This is a genomic window from Lysobacter sp. DMC104 (genome assembly GCF_056313665.1).
The window spans coordinates 1-19,678 of the sequence record NZ_JBQUZW010000021.1 but is presented as its reverse complement, the minus strand read 5'-3'; the positions used below and the strand labels follow the sequence as shown (position 1 = coordinate 19,678).

Sequence of the window (19,678 nt, the reverse complement as noted above, 5' to 3'; positions counted from 1 at the left end):
CGGCACGGCGCGCCCGCCGCCGCCCCCGGTCCGCCGGGGGTGGCGTTCCCCTGATTCCCCCTCCTTCCGCGAAGACACGACGATGTCCCTTTCCCGCTTCGCCCGCGGCGGCCTCGCCGCGACCCTGCTCGCGCTCGCGACCGTCGCCTGCCAGCGCACCGATGCCCCGGCCCCGAAGGCCGCCGACGCGCCGACCCTCGCGCGTGCGCCCTTCGATGCCGTCCTTACCGTCACCGACAACAGCGGCGCCGTCCGCTTCGACGGCACCGTCGACAATGCCGAGACCAAGGGCCGCCTCGAACATGCCCTCATCGCCGCCTACGGCCCCGGCCGCGCCGTCGGCGCGATCGACCTCGACACCGCTGCCCGCCCCGCCCGCTGGGCCGACGGCCTGGCCGGGTTCCTCCCTGCTTTCGCGATGGCCACCGGCGCCAGCCTGCGCCTGGAAGGCGATACCGTGCTGCTGAACGGCCAGGTCGACCTCGAACGCCGCCGCACGCTGCGTGCCGCGGCCGAACAGGCCTTCCCGGGCGCCCGGCTCCAGGGCCTGTTCGTGCTGCCGGACGCCACGGCCGACGCCGACAAGAAGATCGCCCCCGAAACGCTGGCAAAGACCCTCAACACGCTGCCGGTGAAGTTCGAGAGCGGCGGCGGCAACGTCAGCAGCGACAGCCTCGCGCTGGTGACGCAAGCCGCCGACGCCATCCGCCGCGCGCCCGCGGGCACCACCCTGCGCATCGTCGGCCCGGTGGTCGCCAGCGCCGACACCGGCAACGACGTGTTCCTGTCGAAGCAGCGCGCCGAGGCGCTGAAGGTGCAGCTGATCCTGAACGGCGTGAATCCCGCGTCGATCCAGACCCGCGGCTGGGGCCAGAACGACGACGGCACGCCGATCGAGGGCGCCGTGCCGCCACCCGAAGGCGCACCGATGCGCTTCGAACTGGTGCACTGAGTCCGCACCGGACGTCGTCCGCCGGCCTCCACCGGCGGTCTCCGGGCAGGATTCCCGACGCCTCGTCGGCAGTTCCGTGCATTTGCCCCCGCCGCGGGGGCTGGTTACGCTTGCGGATTGCTTTTCGCGCGCCGCGTCGCCATCTCGGGCGCGCAAGGGCAACCCCTCCACAGCCCGGACCTCCCCCGCCCCATGGCCATGGACACCATCCGCATCCGCGGAGCGCGTACCCACAACCTCAAGAACATCGACCTCGACCTCCCGCGCGACAAGCTGATCGTCATCACCGGGCTGTCCGGTTCGGGCAAGTCCTCGCTGGCGTTCGACACCATCTACGCCGAGGGCCAGCGCCGCTACGTCGAATCGCTGTCGGCCTACGCGCGGCAGTTCCTGAGCGTGATGGAGAAGCCCGACGTCGACCACATCGAGGGCCTGAGCCCGGCGATCTCGATCGAGCAGAAGTCGACCAGCCACAACCCGCGGTCGACGGTCGGCACCATCACCGAGATCTACGACTACCTGCGCCTGCTGTACGCCCGCGTCGGCACGCCGCGCTGCCCGGACCACCACTTCCCGCTGGAGGCGCAGACCGTCAGCCAGATGGTCGACCAGGTGATCGCGCTGGCCGACGACGCGAAGACCGCCGAGCAGCGCTGGATGCTGCTCGCGCCGGTCGTGCGCGAGCGCAAGGGCGAGCACGCGCAGGTGTTCGAGCAGTTGCGCGCGCAGGGCTACGTGCGCGTGCGCGTGGACGGCACGCTGCACGAGATCGATGCGGTGCCGCCGCTCGCGCTGCGCCAGAAGCACACGATCGAAGCCGTGGTCGACCGCTTCAAGCCGCGCGACGACCTGCGCCAGCGACTGGCCGAATCGTTCGAGACCGCGCTGAAGATCGGCGACGGCATGGCCATGGTGCAGTCGATCGACGACGACACTGCCGAGCCGCTGCTGTTCTCGTCGAAGTACAGCTGCCCGGTGTGCGACTACGCGCTGCCGGAGCTGGAACCGCGGCTGTTCTCGTTCAACTCGCCGATCGGTGCCTGCCCGAGCTGCGACGGCCTCGGCGTCGCCCAGTTCTTCGATCCCGCGCGCGTCGTCGTGCATCCGGAACTCTCACTGGCCGCCGGCGCGATCCGCGGCTGGGATCGTCGCAACGTCTACTACTTCCAGTTGATCCAGTCGCTGGCCAAGCACTACCGCTTCAGCGTCGACACACCGTGGCAGGACCTCGACGCCGACACGCAGCAGGCGATCCTGCACGGCAGCGGCGAAGAGGTGATCGCCTTCACCTACCTCACCGACGCCGGCAGCCGCACCCAGCGCAAGCATCGCTTCGAGGGCATCATCCCGAACCTCGAACGCCGTTACCGCGAGACCGAATCGGCGGCGGTGCGCGAGGAACTGGCGAAGTACATCAGCGAACGCCCCTGCCCCGACTGCGGCGGCGCGCGCCTGAACAAGGCCGCGCGCAACGTGTTCGTCGCCGACCGCGCGCTGCCGTCGCTGGTGGTGCTGCCGATCGACGAGGCGCTGGACTTCTTCAGCAAGCTCACGCTGGCCGGCTGGCGCGGCGAGATCGCAGTGAAGATCGTCAAGGAGATCCGCGAGCGCCTGAACTTCCTGGTCGACGTCGGCCTCGACTACCTCACGCTGGAGCGCAAGGCCGACACGCTGTCCGGCGGCGAGGCGCAGCGCATCCGCCTGGCGTCGCAGATCGGCGCCGGCCTGGTCGGCGTGATGTACGTGCTCGACGAACCCTCGATCGGCCTGCACCAGCGCGACAACGAGCGCCTGCTCGGCACGCTGACGCGCCTGCGCGACCTCGGCAACACCGTCATCGTGGTCGAACACGACGAGGACGCGATCCGCCTCGCCGACCACGTCGTCGACATCGGCCCCGGCGCGGGCGTGCACGGCGGTGAAGTGATCGCCGAAGGCACGCTCGACGATGTGCTGAAGGCGCCGCGTTCGCTCACCGGCCAGTACCTCAGCGGCGCGCGGCGCATCGAGATCCCCGCGCACCGGCACAAGCCGAACCCGAAGATGAAGCTGCAGTTGCGCGGCGCGTCGGGCAACAACCTCAAGACCGTCGACCTCACGCTGCACGCCGGCCTGTTCACCGCGATCACCGGCGTGTCCGGCTCCGGCAAGTCGACGCTGATCAACGACACGCTGTACGCGCTGGCCGCGAACGAGATCAACGGCGCCTCGCACAAGCCGGCGGCGTTCAAGGAAGTGAAGGGCCTCGACCTGTTCGACAAGGTCGTGGACATCGACCAGTCGCCGATCGGGCGCACGCCACGATCGAATCCGGCGACTTACACGGGCCTGTTCACGCCGCTGCGCGAACTGTTCGCGTCGGTGCCGGAAGCGCGCGCCCGCGGCTATTCGCCGGGTCGCTTCAGCTTCAACGTGCGCGGCGGGCGCTGCGAAGCCTGCCAGGGCGATGGCCTGATCAAGGTCGAGATGCACTTCCTGCCGGACGTGTACGTGCCCTGCGACGTCTGCCACGGCAAGCGCTACAACCGCGAGACGCTGGAAATCCTCTACAAGGGGCACAGCATCCACGACGTGCTGGAGATGACGGTCGAGGACGCGCTGAAGCTGTTCGAGCCGGTGCCGGCGATCGCACGCAAGCTCGAGACGCTGATGGACGTCGGCCTGAGCTACATCCGCCTGGGTCAGCCGGCGACCACGCTGTCCGGCGGCGAAGCGCAGCGCGTGAAGCTGTCGAAGGAACTGTCGCGTCGCGACACCGGGCGCACGCTCTACATCCTCGACGAGCCGACCACCGGCCTGCATTTCCACGACATCGAGCACCTGCTGACCGTGCTGCACAAGCTGCGCGACGAGGGCAACACGATCGTGGTGATCGAGCACAACCTCGACGTGATCAAGACCGCCGACTGGGTGATCGACCTCGGCCCCGAAGGCGGCCACCGCGGCGGCCAGATCATCGCAGAAGGCACGCCGGAGGAGATCGCGGCGATGCCGCAATCGCATACCGGCCGCTTCCTGTCGAAGCTGCTGGCGCCGCCTGCGCCCGAGAAGCCTTCCGCGACGAAGCACTCCTCGACGAAAGCGCCCGCCGCGAAGAAATCCACCCGCAAGAAGCCCGCCGCATGAACACGCCGAACGATTCCACCGCCGACGCCGACGAGGCTGCACCGATCCTGTTCCGCATGCCGCTGGACCTGCGCTGGCGCGACCTCGATGCGTTCAACCACGTGAACAACGCCAACTTCATGACGTTCCTGGAGGAAGCGCGCATCCGCTGGTTCGAGAGCACCGGGCAGACGTGGATCACCGACGGCTACATCCCGCTGCTGGCGGCGGTGCAGATGAACTACCGGCTGCCGATCCCCTACCCGTCGAACGTGTTCGTCGAACTGTTCGCCGAACGCGTGGGCCACACCAGCCTCACGATCGGCCACCGCATCGTCGACGAAGCCGACCGCGTCCACGCCGACGGCCACTGCGTGCTGGTGTGGATCGACCGCGGCAACGGCCGCCCGATCCCGCTGCCGGACGCGATCCGTGGCGCGGCGGAGATCGGCTGAGGCGACGGCGCGCTAGCGTGTGAAATCGTGGATGACGTCCCTGCGCATGTGCGCGAGGGCGTCTTCATCCAGAGCGTCGCGGCGGATGCGCGGCCGATCCGTCGCATCGACGACGTCGTCGAGTTCGCACCAGAGCAGGCCGAGCGACCGCGTCGCGTTCGATGCGAGCACCGTGTCGATCAACGCCACCCAGTCCGCCAGCGACGTCGGCGCCAGATCGCCGCTCGGCCGCGACGGGCGCTCGTCCGAGGCGGTCTGCTGGGCCAGCGACCGCGCGATCTTCGCCTCGCTCCAGCCCTTGCGGCGCAACCGTGCGGCGGTCGCCTCGGCCGCTTGCGCGGGGTCGCGTCCGGGCACGGTCGCCCGACCCAGCGGCGTGCCGCAGTCGCAGTGCGCCGGTGTCGTGTGGAACATGCGCTCGCCCGGCGCCAGACCGGCGAGGAGTCCTTCGGACAGGCGTCCCGCCTCGAAACAGGCACGGCCATGTGCACGGAAGATCGCCTTCACCGCCTCCGCGTCGGCGTCCTTCGGCAGGACCGCGAGGATGAAGGTGCACATCAGTCGCCGAGTCCGAATCCGGCCAGTTCGCGTTCGAGCATCGACGTGCGCGCGGCATCCATCGCGATTTCGCAACGCAGGCGTGTCGCGTCGGCGACTTCGCCGGCTGCGGATGCCGCGACGAAAGCGCAATGCGCTTCGCGATGACGGCGGTAGGCCGCCATGTCCTCATCGAACAACGCCAACGCACGCTGGATCAACGCCGGGTCTTCCTGGTCCCACAGCGCGACGCGGGCCCGCATGCGCGCCTGCATCGTGCCGAGCGCGGCCTCGGCTTTCGCCGCATGCGCTTCGAGGCAGGCGCGATGTTCATCGGCGGGACGCGCGGCATCGCAATTGTCGTCGGCGGGCGCCGCGCTTGCAGCGCCGGTGCACGCGAGGCCGATCGCGATCGCGATCGACCGCTTCACGGCTCCGCCTTCCGCACTTCGAACTCGCCCAGCAGCGAACCGCCGCCGGCGAGCTGGAATTCCACCACGATCCGGCTGCCCGGATTGAGCTTCGCCGACGGGCGCATCAGCATCAGGTGCAGGCCGCCGGGCCGGAAGGTCGCGCTGCCGTCCGGCGCGATGCGCAGCGTCGGCACCGGCCGCATGCGGCTGACGCCACCGACGGTGCGGGTCTCGTGCAGTTCGACGCCGGCGAACGACGGGCTCTTCGCGCCGGTGATCGTGGCCGGCATCGGGCAGGCGTTCACGATGCGGCCGAAGCCGGCCATCATCGGCATCGCGGCCGCGGCGCCGGCGGGCGGCAATCGCACCCAGCCATCGCGCACCTGCGGGCGACAGCCCGCGGCGACGGCGCTGGCCGACGCCAGCAGCAGGGCAAGACCGAGGACGAAGGACGAGCGGCGTTGGGCGGAGATGCGCATGACGCCTATGATAGCCGCTCCTCCTTTTCCGACAGGACCGCGATGAGCCCGTTGATCGAGACCCAGGACGTCGGCGGCATCCGCTGCCTCCGGTTGGCCCGCCCGCCGGTGAACGCACTGAATCCCGAACTGTGCCGTGCGCTGATCGCCGCCCTCGAAGGCGCACACGCCGACGACGTGTCGGGCGTGGTCCTGGCCGGCAGCCCGAAGATCTTCTCGGCCGGACTCGACGTGCCGCACCTGCTGTCGCTGGGCGAGGACCGCGACGCGGTGCTGGAAGCCTGGCAGGCGTTCTTCGGCGTCGCCCGGCGGCTGGCCGAATCGCGCATCCCGGTCGTCGCCGCGCTGACCGGCCATGCCCCGGCCGGTGGCTGCGTGCTGGCACTGTGCTGCGACTATCGGGTGATGGCGCGCAGCGAAGATCCGGCGCGACCGTTCGCGCTCGGCCTCAACGAAACCCAGGTCGGACTGGTCGTGCCCGAGGGCATCCAGCAGCTGATGCGCCGCGTGGTCGGCGCCCATCGCGCCGAGCGCCTGCTGGTCGCCGGCGAGATGGTGCCGGCCGAACGGGCCCACGCCATCGGTCTGGTCGACGAACTGGCCGCCGTCGACGAAGTCGTTCCGCGCGCGATCGAATGGCTGCAGGCGCTGCTCAAGCTGCCGCACCAGCCGATGCTGCAGACCCGCGCCATTGCCCGCCAGGCGGTCATCGACGCGCTGTCGCCGGAATACATCCAGCTCGAACACTTCGTCGAGCGCTGGTGGGAGCCGGAGACGCAGGCGGCGTTGCAGGCGCTGGTGGCGCGGCTGAAGAAGTGAGCCTCCGGGAGATCGCTGCCAGCCTCGACGACGCCACGACGTGGTTCTTCGAGCAGGCACGTTTCGATTTCCCTTGCACGCTCACGATCCGCCTTGCCGAAGGCCGCCGCGGGACGCGCCGCGAAGTCATCGTCGGCGACAGCACATTGGGCGAGCTTGCGCCTGTGGCACCGGGCGCGGGCAGCCGTGTGATCGAACTGGTGTTCGACGACGTCTGGCGTTACGACGCGTCCCGGGAGGGTCGCGAACGCCATCCGGAAGGCGAGCGCATCTACCACGCCAGCTTCCTCACCGAACAGCCGTCGCAGGAATTCGATCACCTGTGGGCCGATCCCCAGATGGCGTCCGATCGGGAACACTTCGGTCTTCGCCGCTGGTTGGTATGGAGCGAGGACGCCGTCTTCTACGTCATCCACCGCGGCGAACCGCAGATCCTGATCCTCGACGAAACGGCCGATGTTGCCCTGGCACGGGGCGATACGTTTTACCGTTGAGCCGGGGCAGCGGAGCTTCGCTCCGCTCTACGGGATGGCGTTGCGGCAGACCGGTCGAATCAACGCACGCGCTTGCCGTCGGCGTCGATGACGACTTCGCCGTCTTCCTTCGCGAACGGCTTGTCGCAGGGCGGCAGCAGGTCGAGCACGACTTCCGAGGGCCGGCACAGGCGCACGCCAGTCGGCGCGAACACGAACGGGCGGTTGATCAGCAGCGGATGCGCGACCATCGCGTCGAGCAACGCGTCGTCGGACAGCGCGGCATCGTCGAGACCGAGTTCGGCATGGATCGCTTCCTTCGCCCGGATCGCCTCGCGCACGGTCAATCCGGCGGCGGCGATGGCGTCCGCCAACTGCGCCTTCGTCGGTGGCGTCTTCAGGTACTCGATCACCGTCGGCTCGATGCCGACGTGGCGGATCAGCGCCAGCGTGTTGCGCGAAGTGCCGCACTTCGGGTTGTGCCAGATTTCGATCGACATGCAGGAATTTCCGGAAAATCAGGTGTCGCCGCTGGCGACGGGACGAGCCGGATCCTCGATCCAGCCGCTCCACGAGCCGGTGAACAGCGCGGCGCCGTCGAGGCCGGCATGCGCCATCGCCAGCAGGTGATGACAGGCGGTGACGCCGGAGCCGCACATCGCGATGACGGAAGACGGCGGACGGCCTTCGAGCAGCGCCGCGAATTCGGCCGCGAGTTCGTCCGCGGGCTTGAAGCGGCCGTCGCGCAGGTTTGCGGGATACGGCCGGTTGCGTGCGCCGGGCACGTGGCCGGCGACGCGATCGATCGGTTCGACTTCGCCGCGGAAGCGCTCGGCGCCGCGGGCGTCGATCAGCAGGTCACCGGCGGCCACGCGCTGCGCGGTTGCGGCGGCGTCAAGCAGGCGGCCGCTCGCGAACGTGCCCGGATACGGCGAAACGGCAGCTACGTCGGGCGTGTCGGCATCGATCGGCAGGCCGGCGGCGGTCCACGCCGCGAAGCCGCCGTCGAGCACGGCGACCTCGCGATGGCCGAAGCTGCGCAGCAGCCACCACAGCCGCGAGGCGAAGGCGCCGTCGCCGGCGTCGTAGGCCACGACCGGCGTCGCCGGCGTGATGCCTTCGCGGCCAAGCCACGCGGCGAACGCCTCGGCCGACGGCCAAGGGTGGCGCCCGGCACCGGGCGCGTGCGGGCCGGAGAGGTCGCGATCAAGGTGTGCGTAGCGCGCACCGGGGATGTGCGCCGCTTGCCAGGCCGCCTCGCCGGCGGCGGGATCGGCCAGCGCGAAACGGCAATCGAATATCCGCAGATCGGCAGCGCCCAGGCGCGCGGCGAGCGCGTCGACCGACACCAGCGTGGTCCATCCGGTCATGGTCAGGTCCCTCCGGCAATGCGCGCGAGCCGTTCGCGCAGGTTGAACAGGATCGTCGCGGTCACGCCCCAGATGCGGTGCTGCGGCACGCGCGGGGCGCGTTCGAATTCCAGCACGTGGCGCACGCGGCCGCGGTAGTCCATGCCGATGCTGCGCAGGCTGGCGGGCGCGAGCAGGAAATCGAGATCGACCTCGAACACTTCCGCGACCTCGTTCGGATCGGGCATCGCGACGTAGCCGGGATCGACCCGCGCCACCACCGGCAGCACGCGGAAGCCGGTGATCGTGATCATCGGGTCGAGGTAGCCCATCGGGGCGACCAGCGACGCGCCGAGACCGATTTCCTCGTGCGCCTCACGCAGCGCTGCGGCGACGACATCGATGTCGTCGGCCTCGACCCGGCCGCCGGGGAAACTCACCTGCCCGGCGTGGTGGCGCAGGCTGTCGGTGCGCCGGGTGAGCAGCACCTGCAGGCCGTCCTCGCGCGGCACCAGCCCGACCAGCACCGCGGCCTCGACCGGCACGGCATCGCCGATCAGGTCGGCCAGTTCGTCGCGATTCCACGGCGGTGCGGTCGGCGGCTCACCCAGCGGATGCAGCGCCTGCGCCAGTGCGTCGAACGGCGGCGGCAGCGGTCGCGCGGTCATCACGACCGTGCGTCCGCGGAGAGGCGCGCCTCGCGGGCGGGCAGCACCTCGTCCATCACGTGCAGGCGTTCGGCGTCGGTCATGGTCGACCACCGCGCGATTTCGTCGCCCGTGCGGAAGCAGCCGTCGCAATGGCCGTCGGGGGCCAGGGTGCAGACGCCGATGCAGGGAGTGAGGATCGCGCGGAGGGTCACGGGAACGGCGGGTCGGGGCTGAAAAGCATCACGCCGGCGCAGGGCCGGCGTGACGGGTATTGCGGGCGTCGACGCCGGCGGGATCAGTTCTGGCCGGCGGTCGGCTGCGCGCTCGGTGCCGGCAGCACCGGGCCCACGCTGAGCAGCTTGATGTCGAAGATCAGCACCTGGTTGGCCATGCGACCCGAGCGCTCGACGGACGTGCCGTAGGCGGCGCTGCCCGGCAGGGCGACTTCCCAGCGCGAGCCGGCCTGCATCATCTGCAGCGCTTCGCGCAGGCCCGGCATCGGGATCTCGCTGAGGCGGATGGTGACCGGGCCCGGGGCCTGGCCGTTGATCGCCTTGTTGGTGTTCTCGACTTCGGTGCCGTCCGGCAGCTTGGTGACGAATTCGACGGTGATCTGGTTGGCCTGGGTCGGCTTGGCGCCGTTGCCGGCCTCGATCACGCGGTACTGCACGCCGTCCGGCAGGACCTTCACGCCGGGCTTGCCCTTGTTCTGGGCCAGGAAGGCGTCGCCCTTGGCCTTGTTGTCGGCCGCGCGCTTCTCGAGTTCGGCCTTGGCCTTGGCGACGATGCGCGACTGCAGGGCCTGCATCACCGGCGCGGCCTGCTCGGGCGTGATCGCCGGCTGCTTGTTGCCGATCGAGTCCTGGAAGGCCTTCATGACCGTGGCCATGTCGAGCTGTTCGCCGCTGGACATGACCTGGGCGATTTCGCCGCCGGCGCGATAGCCGAGGGCATAGCTCATCTTGCCCTTGTCGGTCGAGATGTCCTGGGCGGACGCCGCACCTGCGGTCAGGGCCAGGGCCGCCAGCGTGCAGGCGGCGAGCACACGCAACTTCATTCAGTCACTCTCCAGAGAGGGGATCGTGCCGGATTCCGGCAAGGGATGGAGCGGTGGAACCGCCCCGGTATGGACTCGACAAACGACGGGCTAGGATACTGTCCGCCGCACTTAACCGCCACTGAGGCCGGCCCTGTGACCGGCCCGGGCGCCGCAAGTTCCCGGATCGCGCCGGCTTTTTCCGAGCCGGACGCGCCCGGGCTTTCCTCACGCTTCCCACCGCATCCCCGCCCTTCCGGACCCGCTGCCCATGACCCAGGACACCGCCCCCGCCTCGCCCCTGACGATCGACGACCTGCCCGTGGCCGGCCACGGCGTGGTCCGCCGCATCGCCGTGCACCGGCCGGAGCGGCTGAACGCGCTCGATTCCCGCACCATCGACGCCCTGCATGCCGCTTTCGACGCCGCCGCGGCCGATCCCGCAGTCCGGGTGGTGATCCTGACCGGCAGCGGCCCCAAGGCCTTCGTCGCCGGCGCCGACATCTCGGAGATGCGCGATCTGACCCCGGCCGAGGGCCGCGACTTCTCGCTGCGCGGCACCCGGATGATGCGCCGCATCGAGAAGCTGCCGAAGCCGGTGATCGCCATGGTCAACGGCTTCGCCCTCGGCGGCGGGCTGGAGCTGGCGATGTCCTGCCACCTGCGCATCGCCGCCGACACCGCCAAGGTCGGCCAGCCCGAGATCAACCTCGGCCTGATCCCCGGCTTCGGCGGCACCCAGCGCCTGCTGCGCCTGTGCGGCCGCGCCGCCACGCTGGAGCTGTGCCTGCTCGGCGCGCCGATCGACGCCGCCCGCGCCGCGCAGCTCGGCATCGTCAACCGCGTCGTGCCGGCCGCCGATCTCGAAGCCGAGACGATGAAGCTCGCCGAACAGCTCGCCGCCTCCGCCCCGCTCGCCCTGCGCGGCATGCTCGACTGCGTCAACGTCGGCGGCGAATGCGGGCTGGAGGAAGGCCTGGAATACGAATCCGCGCAGTTCGGGCTGGTGTTCTCCACCGACGACATGCGCGAAGGTACCTCGGCGTTCCTCGAACGCCGCAAGGCGGTGTTCACCGGGAAATGAGCGCTCCGGTCGATCCCTGGCAGTCGCCGAAGTCGCGGCAACATCAGGTTTCCGTGTGGGCGATGGGCAAACTCGCGTCCCCGCTCCGGTACCTTGCGACCCTGTGGTCGGTCCAGTTGCTGCAGTTGGCCTTGATCATGACCAGTCGCTACTGGATCGATCCGATGCCGCTGCGTCTGGTGTTCGTCGTCGTGGTCATCGCCGCGCCGATGCGCTGGATGAAAAAGCGGGGACCGCCTTCGGTGCAGTTGCGCTGGCAAACGGGCGCGGGCGCGCGCCTGTCCGGCACGTTCGTGCAGCGTGACGTGCCACTGACGCAGGCCGTCATCGCCGAAAGCATCGCGATCCATGGCGAGCGGCTGGTTTTCGCCACGCCGGGGGTCGCGGGCGGCGCACTTTCGCTCGAAACCAGCGCGTTCCGCACGCTCTCCGAGCACGATATCCGCGATCTCTTCGCGGCCGCGCTCGTCGGCGATGCCGCCGGACTCGCCGCCATCGCAAAGGCGAAGGGCATCAAGACCCGGGAGCGTCCCGGCCTGATCAGCGTCTCTGTCGTCGAAGAAAGGGCGATTCTGCTGATCGGATTGGCGGGGATGCTCGGCGTCCTCGCGCTGTGCTATCCGATCTGGCGCGCGCTTCCCTGATGACGACCTCGAATTCCCTGATGGCGTGCTGTCCCGACTGTTCGTCGGCAGGCATTCGCATGCTGCTGGACGCGATCGACACCGACGACCTCGACCGCGCGATCGAACTCGGCCTGCTCGACTTCAAGCCATCCTGCGATCGCGTCCAGTGCGCATCGTCCATCGCCGCGATCGTCGCCGCGCGCGACGCCCGCCTGCGTGCGCTCGCCGCGCGCGAGCGCTTCCGGGTGCGGGAAGCGCGGCTGGCCGCGCGTGCGGAGGCGCGTGCGAAGCGTCGCGCCGAGGCGCAGGCCGCCCCGCGCGCACCGGCGATGCCCGCGCTGCCGCCGGCCGCCGCGGCGGCTTTCGCACGGGCGCTCGCGAAAGCGTCGGCGAAGCGGAGCGATTGAGGCCATGGCCGCGAAAAAAAGCACCAGCAAGAAAGCCGCATCGAAGAAAGCGGCAGCGAAAAAACCGACGGCGAAGAAAACCGTCACGAAGAAGATCGCGGCGAAGCAGGTCACCGCCACGCGCGGCACGATGCCCGCGGCCGACGTGCGCACCGCGTTCGAGCGCTGGCGCGAACTGAATCCACATCCGACCACCGAACTGGAATACACCTCGCCGTTCGAGCTGCTGGTCGCCGTGGTGCTGTCGGCGCAGGCCACCGACGTGGGCGTGAACAAGGCCACGCGAAAACTCTTTCCGGTCGCCAACACGCCGCAGGCGATCGCCGCGCTTGGCGTGGAGAAGCTGAAGTCCTACATCGCGACCATCGGCCTGTTCAACACCAAGGCCGCGAACGTGATCGCGCTGTGCGAGCGGTTGATCGCCGAGCATGGCGGCGAGGTGCCGCGCGACCGCGCCGCGCTGGAAGCCCTGCCCGGCGTCGGCCGCAAGACCGCGAACGTGGTGCTGAACACCGCCTTCGGCGAACCGGCGATGGCCGTCGACACCCACATCTTCCGCGTGTCGAACCGAACCGGCATCGCGCCGGGCAAGACCGTGCTCGCGGTCGAGCAGGCGCTGCTCAGGCGCGTACCGGCCGAGTTCCTGCTCGACGCCCACCACTGGCTGATCCTGCACGGGCGCTACACCTGCATCGCGCGCAAGCCGGCCTGCGGCCGCTGTCCGATCCGCGACCTCTGCCGCTTCCCGGACAAGACACCGGACGGGGAAACCTGAACGACCGGCCGGCCGCCGGGCGGCGCGATCCGTGACCTTTGGTGGACGACTGTCACCCGAACGAAATATTCACGCCCTACGCTTGCCCGCGGTCTTTCCCACTGCCGAAGGCGGCTTCCCCATGACGCTCTCCCGCAACACCCTGTCGCTCGCCCTGCTGGCCGCGATGTTCGCCCCGCTGGCCCACGCCGAAGTGCCGATCGACGTCATCGGCAATTCCGAGGTCTCGTTCGAGGGCCTGGTGCAGGTCGATTCCTACAAGTTCGACGTCGACACCATCGACTACGGCGCCGACACGGCGTCCGACCAGGACGGCAAGGAGCGCCTGCAGGAGCTGCGCCGCGCCGAACTCGTGCTCAAGGGCAAGGGCCCGGGCAACTTCGAGTGGGTGCTGGGCTACGACGCCAAGGACGACAAGTTCCTCGACGCCAACATCAAGTACAAGTTCGGCAACAACGCGAACCACTACCTGCAGATCGGCCAGTTCAAGCAGCCGGGCGCCACGATGGAGGAACTGTCCTCCACCAAGAACAACGACTTCATCAGCAAGTCGTCGATCACCAACAGCTTCGGCACCGCGCGCCGCCTCGCCGTCGCCTACAACTACGGCGACGTGAACTGGGGCGTGACCGGCAGCTTCTTCGGTCGCGAACTCACCCGCGACCGCGAAGTCGGCGCCGGCTACAGCCTGCGCGGCTACTACGCGCCGATCAACGAGGCCGGCAACGTCCTGCACTTCGGCCTGAACTACACCAACAAGGACACCGACCACGACGTGGTCCGCCTGCGCGCGCGCCCGATGGCCGACATGGTGCCGACCCGCTTCATCGATACCGGCAGCACCGGTCTGCGCGCCGCCGACCGCGTCGGCACCTTCGGCGTGGAAGGCCTGTGGGTGAAGGGTCCGTTCAAGCTGCAGGGCGAATACATGCGCGCCGATGTCTCGCGCTACGGCAGCTTCAAGGACTTCTCCGCCGACGGCTTCTACCTGAGCGGCGTGTGGAACATCAGCGGCGAGACCTGGGGCTACAAGGCCGGCGCGCCGACCACCCCGCTGCCGAACGATCCGGCCAAGGGCCTGTGGCAGGTCGGCCTGCGCTACGACACCATCGACCTCAACGACGGCAGCCCGATCGTCGGCACCTCCGGCGTCAACGGCGTGCTCGGCGGCAAGATGGATTCGTGGACGCTCGGCGTGAACTGGTACTGGCGCTCGAACTTCAAGTTCATGCTGAACTACGCGCTGGTGAACCAGGAGAAGTACAGCACCTCGCTGCGCCGGAACACGCAGGACAATCCGAACATCGTCGAAGCCCGCGCCCAGTTCTACTGGTAAGCAGCCGGCTCCGCGCAGGGACGCGCGGGATGCGGATGAACGAAAAAGCGCGGCTTCGGCCGCGCTTTTTCATGGGCGAAAGACAGGGACCACGGCGAACATGACAATCTTCATCGCGCTGACACATGTATGTCCCGGGATTGTCACACGCCGGTTTTGAAATGGCGGGCATCGCAACACCCGCCGCATCCTTCTCCGGAGTCCTCCGTGTCCAATCCGATTTCCTCGCTCAAGACCCGTCTCGCCGCCGTCGCGCTCGCCGGCCTCTTCAGCGCCAGCGCGTTTGCCGCCGACGTCACCGGCGCGGGCGCTTCCTTCGTCTATCCGGTCATGACCAAGTGGTCGGCCGATTACGCCAAGGCCACCAGCACCAAGGTCAACTACCAGTCGATCGGTTCCGGCGGCGGCATCGCCCAGATCAAGGCCGGCACCGTCGATTTCGGTTCGTCCGACGCCCCGCTGAAGCCGGAAGACCTGGCTGCCTCGGGCCTCGCGCAGTTCCCGTCGGTGATCGGCGGCGTGGTGCCGGTGGTCAACCTGGCCGGCGTGCAGTCCGGTGCACTGAAGCTGGACGGCCCGCTGCTGGCCGACATTTTCCTGGGCAAGGTCACGATGTGGAACGACCCGCGCATCGCCGAGCTCAACGCCGGCGTGGCGCTGCCCGCGCAGAAGATCTTCGTCGTGCACCGCTCGGACGGTTCGGGCACCACGTTCAACTTCGTCAACTACCTCTCGAAGGTCAGCCCGACCTGGAAGTCGTCGGTCGGCGAAGGCACCGCGGTGAAGTGGCCGACCGGCATCGGCGGCAAGGGCAACGAGGGCGTGACCGCCTACGTGAAGCAGATCAAGGGCGCCATCGGCTACGTCGAACTGTCGTTCGCGCTGCAGAACAAGCTCACCTACCTGCGCATGAAGAACGCCGCCGGCAACTACGTGATCCCGAGCGACGACAGCTTCTCCGCCGCCGCCGCGAACGCCGACTGGGCCAGCGCGAAGGACTTTTACCTGGTCATCACCAACGCCCCGGGCGAGAAGTCGTGGCCGATCACCGCCACCAACTTCATCCTGATGTACAAGCAGCCGAAGAACGCCGCCGGCGCCAAGGCCGCGAAGGAATTCTTCCGCTGGGTCTACACCAACGGCGACGCGCAGGCCAAGGCGCTGGACTATGTCCCGCTGCCGCCGGCGCTGGTGAAGCAGATCGAGGCCTACTGGGCCAAGAACATGGCCTACTGAGCCGACGACGCAACCCCCTCCCTCCTCTCTCCTCTCCTTGAGAAAGCGGGCCTCCGGGCCCGCTCTTTTTTTGCCGGTGACACGGGGCGCGACGGCGGACGCCGCGACATCCACGTGACCGTGTCACACCCGCGTCACAAAAAAATCATTTGATAGGCGCAGGCCGAGCGCCTGCCGTCATCCCGCCCCATCACCGGACGTCCCTTCCGCATGAGCAACGCCCCTTCCATCGCCGACCCGCGCGGCATGCGCGACCGGATCGATGCGCGCCACGACCGCTGGTTCAAGGCGGTGGCGACGCTGGTCGCGGTGTTCGTGCTGTTCAGCCTCGCCGGCGCCGCACTGTCGATGCTGTGGGGCGGTCGTGGCGTGCTGGCCTCGCAGGGCGCATCGTTCTTCTATTCCTCCGACTGGAACCCGGTCGAGAACCAGTACGGCGCGCTGGTGCCGATCTACGGCACGATCGTCACCGCCCTCATCGCCATGCTGATCGCGGTGCCGGTGAGCTTCGGCATCGCGTTCTTCCTGACCGAGGTCGCGCCGCGCTGGATGCGCACGCCGGTGGGCATGGCGATCGAACTGCTGGCCGGCGTGCCGTCGATCATCTACGGCATGTGGGGCTTCTTCGTGCTGATGCCGGTGATGCGCGACACCATCATCCCGCTGCTCAACGACCACGTCGGCACCTGGCCGGTGGTCGGCGTGCTGTTCCAGGGCCCGCCGATCGGCGCCGGCATGCTCACCTCGGGCCTGGTGCTGGCGATCATGGTCGTGCCGTTCATCTCGTCGGTCATGCGCGAGGTCTTCCTCACCGTCCCCGGCCGGCTGAAGGAATCGGCCTACGCGCTGGGTTCGACGCGCTGGGAAGTGATCTGGGACATCGTGCTGCCCTACACCCGCTCGGCGGTGATCGGCGGCATCTTCCTCGGCCTCGGCCGCGCGCTGGGCGAAACGATGGCGGTCGCGTTCGTGATCGGCAACAGCGTGCAGTTCACCAAGTCGCTGCTGGAACCCAGCACCACCATCGCCGCGCTGATCGCCAACGACTTCGGCGAGGCCACGGCCGAATACCGCTCGGCGCTGCTGCTGCTCGGCTTCGTGCTGTTCATCGTGACCTTCGCGGTGCTGGCGGTCGCGCGCCTGATGCTGATGCAGCTGTCGCGCAAGGAGGGCAACTGATGAACGCCCCCGCACGCCCACCCATGACCACGCCGACGCCGCGCAGCGCGTCGCAGGGCCTGTACCGCCGTCGCCGCGCCGCCAATGCGATCGCGATCGCACTGGCCTGCGCCGCCGCAGCATTCGGTTTGCTGTTCCTCGGCTGGATCCTGTGGACGCTGGTCGCCAAGGGCTTCGGCGGCCTCGACCTCGCGCTGTTCACGCAGGACCAGCCACCGCCGCTGGAAGCCGGAGGCCTGCGCAATGCCTTCGTCGGCAGCATCCTGATGTGCGGCATGGCGGTGCTGATCGGCACGCCGCTGGGCATCGCCGCGGGCACCTGGCTGGCGGAGTACGGCAACGGCCGCAAGCTCGGCACGGTGGTCCGCTTCGTCAACGACATCCTGCTGTCGGCACCGTCGATCGTGCTCGGCCTGTTCGTGTACGCAGTGTTCGTGATGCAGATCGGCAGCGGCAAGTTCTCCGCGCTCGCCGGCGCGGTCGCGCTGGCCTTCATCGTGCTGCCGGTGGTGGTGCGCACCACCGACGAGATGCTGCGCCTGGTGCCGTCGCAGATGCGCGAGGCGGCGCTGTCGCTGGGCGTGCCGCAGTGGAAGGTCACGGTGCAGGTGCTGTACCGCTCGGCGCTGCCGGGCATCGTCACCGGCGTGCTGCTGGCGCTGGCGCGCATTTCCGGCGAAACCGCGCCGCTGCTGTTCACCGCATTCGGCAACGGCTACCTCAGTTTCGACGTCACCAGCGAGATGTCCGCGGTGCCGCTGGTGATGTTCCGCTTCGCCGGCGCCGGTTTCGAGAACTGGGAACACATCGCCTGGGCCGGCGCACTGGTCCTCACCCTGTTCGTGCTGTCGGTCAGTCTGGTCGCCCGCACGGTCCTGCTGCGCAACAAGATCACCCATGACTGACGTCGCCATGATGGACGCGGCCTTGGCTGGTCCCGCGACGGCTCCCCTTACGAACGGCCACGACATGAACGATCTCGCGATCCCGTCCACCGCCCAGCCCCACCTCGGCATCGTCGCCGCGCATCGCGATGCGGCCGCGGCGGCGCCGATCAAGCTGCGCGCGCAGGGGCTGGATTTCTTCTACGACAAGTTCCATGCGCTCAAGCACATCGACCTGGACATCCCGGAGAAGCGCGTCACCGCGCTGATCGGACCGTCGGGCTGCGGCAAGTCGACGCTGCTGCGCATCTTCAACCGCATCTACGCGCTGTATCCGAAGATGACCGCCACCGGCGAGGTGCTGCTGGACGGCGAGGACATCCTCGATCCGAAGTACCCGATGAACCGCCTGCGCAGCAAGGTCGGCATGGTGTTCCAGAAGCCGGTGCCGTTCCCGATGACGATCTTCGAGAACGTGGCCTACGGCATCCGCCATCACGAGCGGCTGTCGAAGTCGGCGATGGCCGACCGCGTCGAGGAAGCGCTGCGCCAGGGCGCGCTGTGGGACGAGGTGAAGGACAAGCTCAACCAGAGCGCGCTGGGCCTCTCCGGCGGCCAGCAGCAGCGCCTGTGCATCGCCCGCGCGGTCGCGCTGCGCCCCGAGGTGCTGCTGCTGGACGAGCCGACCTCGGCGCTGGACCCGATCTCGACCAGCCGCATCGAGCAGCTGATCGAGGAGCTGAAGCAGAACTACACGATCGCGATCGTCACCCACAACATGCAGCAGGCCGCGCGCGTCTCCGACTACACGGCCTTCATGTACCTGGGCGACCTGATCGAACACGATTCAACCGAGAAGATCTTCTCGCGGCCCTCGAAGCAGCAGACCGAGGACTACATCACGGGTCGCTTCGGCTGAGGCAGGTCGCGCCCCCGCTGTTCGGTAGAGCGGGCTTCAGCCCGCTGAACATGGCTCTGGAAAGCGGGAAGCGGGCTGAAGCCCGCTCTACCGAATACCGCCGCAACGCTCCGCAAACGCGCTGTCCAACGCGATCCACCTTCACGAGACACCGACCATGAACACCCCGCCGCACCACCACATCGTCAAGAGCCACGACGACGAGCGCCGCGTCCTGCTGGAGGAAATCCTGCGCATGGGCGAGATGGCGGCCGCGCAGCTGGAAGCGGCGCTGGACGTGGTCGATCGCCGCGACGGCAAGGCCGCCGAACGGATCATCGCCAACGACGAGGCGATCGACGCGCTGGAACTGCAGGTCAGCCACGACGCGATGAAGCTCGCGCTGCGCGGCCCGCTGGCGCGCGACCTGCGCGAGATCCTCGCGGCGCTGCGCATCGCCTCGGACATCGAGCGCATCGGCGACTACGCCTCGAACGTGGCCAAGCGCTCGATGGCGCTGAACCTGTCGCCGCCGTTGCCGCACACCCGCGGCCTGGGCAGCCTGGGCCGGCTGGTGGTGCGCCAGGTGCGCAAGGTGCTGGCGGCGTACCGCGACGGCGACGTCGAGGCCGCGGCACAGGTGCGCGCCGAGGACGCCGAGATCGACACCCAGTACACCGGCCTCTTCCGCGAGCTGCTGACCTACATGATGGAAGACCCGCGGGTGATCACGCCCTGCACCCACCTGCTGTTCATGGCCAAGAACCTGGAGCGCGTGGGCGACCATGCCACCAACATCGCCGAGAACCTGTGGTTCCAGGAACACGGCGAGACCGCGATGCCGCCGCGCGACAAGCGCGACGATTCCAGCACGACGGTCTGACCCCCGGGGCCGGAAGCATGACTTCCGGTGACCTGAGACGAATCATGTAGCCGCCCGGGAGGTGAGTTCTCTACCCTCGACAGACCAAGGAGAACTCATGAA

At 68.8% G+C, this 19,678-nt stretch carries 21 protein-coding genes and 1 pseudogene; 15 read left to right on the top strand and 7 right to left on the bottom strand.

The window, feature by feature from the left end; all coding sequences use genetic code 11:
• Positions 1-82: 82 nt before the first annotated feature.
• From ACT53R_RS19095 to ACT53R_RS19085, 3 genes are all read left to right on the top strand, one after another.
• Positions 83-952 carry an OmpA family protein gene (locus ACT53R_RS19095; RefSeq protein WP_476173502.1) on the top strand — a complete coding sequence of 290 codons (870 nt, stop codon included), beginning with the start codon at positions 83-85 and terminating at the stop codon, positions 950-952.
• A 192-nt stretch (positions 953-1,144) separates the two neighbouring features.
• Entirely contained in the window at positions 1,145-4,078 is a 2,934-nt protein-coding gene (gene uvrA / locus ACT53R_RS19090) for an excinuclease ABC subunit UvrA (protein ID WP_476173501.1), read from the top strand.
• On the top strand, positions 4,075-4,512 hold the full coding sequence (locus tag ACT53R_RS19085) for an acyl-CoA thioesterase (RefSeq protein WP_476173500.1): 438 nt from the start codon (positions 4,075-4,077) through the stop codon (positions 4,510-4,512). Before uvrA ends, ACT53R_RS19085 begins: the two co-directional genes overlap by 4 nt.
• A gap of 12 nt (positions 4,513-4,524) precedes the next feature.
• On the opposite strand, the gene ACT53R_RS19080 is transcribed toward ACT53R_RS19085, so the two are convergent.
• From ACT53R_RS19080 to ACT53R_RS19070, 3 genes are read right to left on the bottom strand one after another with little or no spacing between them, the layout of a single operon-like run.
• Positions 4,525-5,070 (bottom strand): hypothetical protein, encoded by a 546-nt coding sequence (locus tag ACT53R_RS19080; protein ID WP_476173499.1) that lies wholly within the window; start codon positions 5,068-5,070, stop codon positions 4,525-4,527.
• Positions 5,070-5,480 carry a hypothetical protein gene (locus ACT53R_RS19075; RefSeq protein ID WP_476173498.1) on the bottom strand — a complete coding sequence of 137 codons (411 nt, stop codon included), beginning with the start codon at positions 5,478-5,480 and terminating at the stop codon, positions 5,070-5,072. The genes ACT53R_RS19080 and ACT53R_RS19075 overlap by 1 nt, the downstream gene beginning before the upstream one ends.
• A complete protein-coding gene (locus ACT53R_RS19070) occupies positions 5,477-5,941 on the bottom strand; it encodes a copper chaperone PCu(A)C (protein WP_476173497.1) in 465 nt (154 codons plus the stop codon). The genes ACT53R_RS19075 and ACT53R_RS19070 overlap by 4 nt, the downstream gene beginning before the upstream one ends.
• 42 nt (positions 5,942-5,983) lie before the next feature.
• On the opposite strand from ACT53R_RS19070, the gene ACT53R_RS19065 reads away from it, so the two are divergent.
• Positions 5,984-6,760, top strand: coding sequence for an enoyl-CoA hydratase/isomerase family protein (locus ACT53R_RS19065; protein ID WP_476173496.1), 777 nt, complete (start codon positions 5,984-5,986; stop codon positions 6,758-6,760).
• Positions 6,757-7,254, top strand: coding sequence for a hypothetical protein (locus ACT53R_RS19060; protein ID WP_476173495.1), 498 nt, complete (start codon positions 6,757-6,759; stop codon positions 7,252-7,254). Before ACT53R_RS19065 ends, ACT53R_RS19060 begins: the two co-directional genes overlap by 4 nt.
• 59 nt (positions 7,255-7,313) lie before the next feature.
• Here ACT53R_RS19060 and arsC read toward each other — a convergent pair whose 3' ends face one another.
• The 4 genes and pseudogenes from arsC to ACT53R_RS19040 all read right to left on the bottom strand — a co-directional run bounded on the left by arsC (position 7,314) and on the right by ACT53R_RS19040 (position 10,289).
• Complete coding sequence (gene arsC, locus ACT53R_RS19055; protein WP_476173494.1) at positions 7,314-7,733, bottom strand: arsenate reductase (glutaredoxin); 420 nt, start codon at positions 7,731-7,733, stop codon at positions 7,314-7,316.
• Between the two features lie 18 nt (positions 7,734-7,751).
• Positions 7,752-8,603: a sulfurtransferase gene (locus ACT53R_RS19050; RefSeq protein WP_476173493.1), complete on the bottom strand. Its 852-nt coding sequence runs from the start codon at positions 8,601-8,603 to the stop codon at positions 7,752-7,754.
• Between the two features lie 2 nt (positions 8,604-8,605).
• Positions 8,606-9,444, bottom strand: a pseudogene (locus ACT53R_RS19045) (NUDIX hydrolase).
• Positions 9,445-9,527: 83 nt separating this feature from the next.
• On the bottom strand, positions 9,528-10,289 hold the full coding sequence (locus tag ACT53R_RS19040; protein WP_476173492.1) for an FKBP-type peptidyl-prolyl cis-trans isomerase N-terminal domain-containing protein: 762 nt from the start codon (positions 10,287-10,289) through the stop codon (positions 9,528-9,530).
• A 250-nt stretch (positions 10,290-10,539) separates the two neighbouring features.
• Between ACT53R_RS19040 and ACT53R_RS19035 the strand changes: the two genes are divergently transcribed.
• The 10 genes from ACT53R_RS19035 (at position 10,540) to phoU (ending at position 19,576) form a co-directional block, all read left to right on the top strand.
• Entirely contained in the window at positions 10,540-11,352 is an 813-nt protein-coding gene (locus ACT53R_RS19035; RefSeq protein ID WP_476173491.1) for an enoyl-CoA hydratase/isomerase family protein, read from the top strand.
• The gene (locus ACT53R_RS19030; RefSeq protein ID WP_476173490.1) at positions 11,349-11,996 is read left to right on the top strand and encodes a hypothetical protein; all 648 of its coding nucleotides are present in this window, start codon (positions 11,349-11,351) and stop codon (positions 11,994-11,996) included. Before ACT53R_RS19035 ends, ACT53R_RS19030 begins: the two co-directional genes overlap by 4 nt.
• 59 nt (positions 11,997-12,055) lie before the next feature.
• Positions 12,056-12,385, top strand: coding sequence for a hypothetical protein (locus ACT53R_RS19025; protein WP_476173489.1), 330 nt, complete (start codon positions 12,056-12,058; stop codon positions 12,383-12,385).
• Between the two features lie 130 nt (positions 12,386-12,515).
• The gene (gene nth / locus ACT53R_RS19020) at positions 12,516-13,160 is read left to right on the top strand and encodes an endonuclease III (RefSeq protein ID WP_476173516.1); all 645 of its coding nucleotides are present in this window, start codon (positions 12,516-12,518) and stop codon (positions 13,158-13,160) included.
• 121 nt (positions 13,161-13,281) lie between these two features.
• Positions 13,282-14,496, top strand: coding sequence for an OprO/OprP family phosphate-selective porin (locus ACT53R_RS19015; RefSeq protein ID WP_476173488.1), 1,215 nt, complete (start codon positions 13,282-13,284; stop codon positions 14,494-14,496).
• A gap of 207 nt (positions 14,497-14,703) precedes the next feature.
• Positions 14,704-15,732 carry a phosphate ABC transporter substrate-binding protein PstS gene (pstS, locus tag ACT53R_RS19010; protein ID WP_476173487.1) on the top strand — a complete coding sequence of 343 codons (1,029 nt, stop codon included), beginning with the start codon at positions 14,704-14,706 and terminating at the stop codon, positions 15,730-15,732.
• A gap of 210 nt (positions 15,733-15,942) precedes the next feature.
• Entirely contained in the window at positions 15,943-16,911 is a 969-nt protein-coding gene (gene pstC / locus ACT53R_RS19005; protein ID WP_476173486.1) for a phosphate ABC transporter permease subunit PstC, read from the top strand.
• A 23-nt stretch (positions 16,912-16,934) separates the two neighbouring features.
• Positions 16,935-17,816 carry a phosphate ABC transporter permease PstA gene (pstA, locus tag ACT53R_RS19000; RefSeq protein ID WP_476173515.1) on the top strand — a complete coding sequence of 294 codons (882 nt, stop codon included), beginning with the start codon at positions 16,935-16,937 and terminating at the stop codon, positions 17,814-17,816.
• A gap of 64 nt (positions 17,817-17,880) precedes the next feature.
• Positions 17,881-18,714, top strand: coding sequence for a phosphate ABC transporter ATP-binding protein PstB (pstB, locus tag ACT53R_RS18995; RefSeq protein WP_476173514.1), 834 nt, complete (start codon positions 17,881-17,883; stop codon positions 18,712-18,714).
• Positions 18,715-18,871: 157 nt separating this feature from the next.
• Positions 18,872-19,576 (top strand): phosphate signaling complex protein PhoU, encoded by a 705-nt coding sequence (gene phoU / locus ACT53R_RS18990; RefSeq protein ID WP_476173485.1) that lies wholly within the window; start codon positions 18,872-18,874, stop codon positions 19,574-19,576.
• Positions 19,577-19,678: the final 102 nt, after the last annotated feature.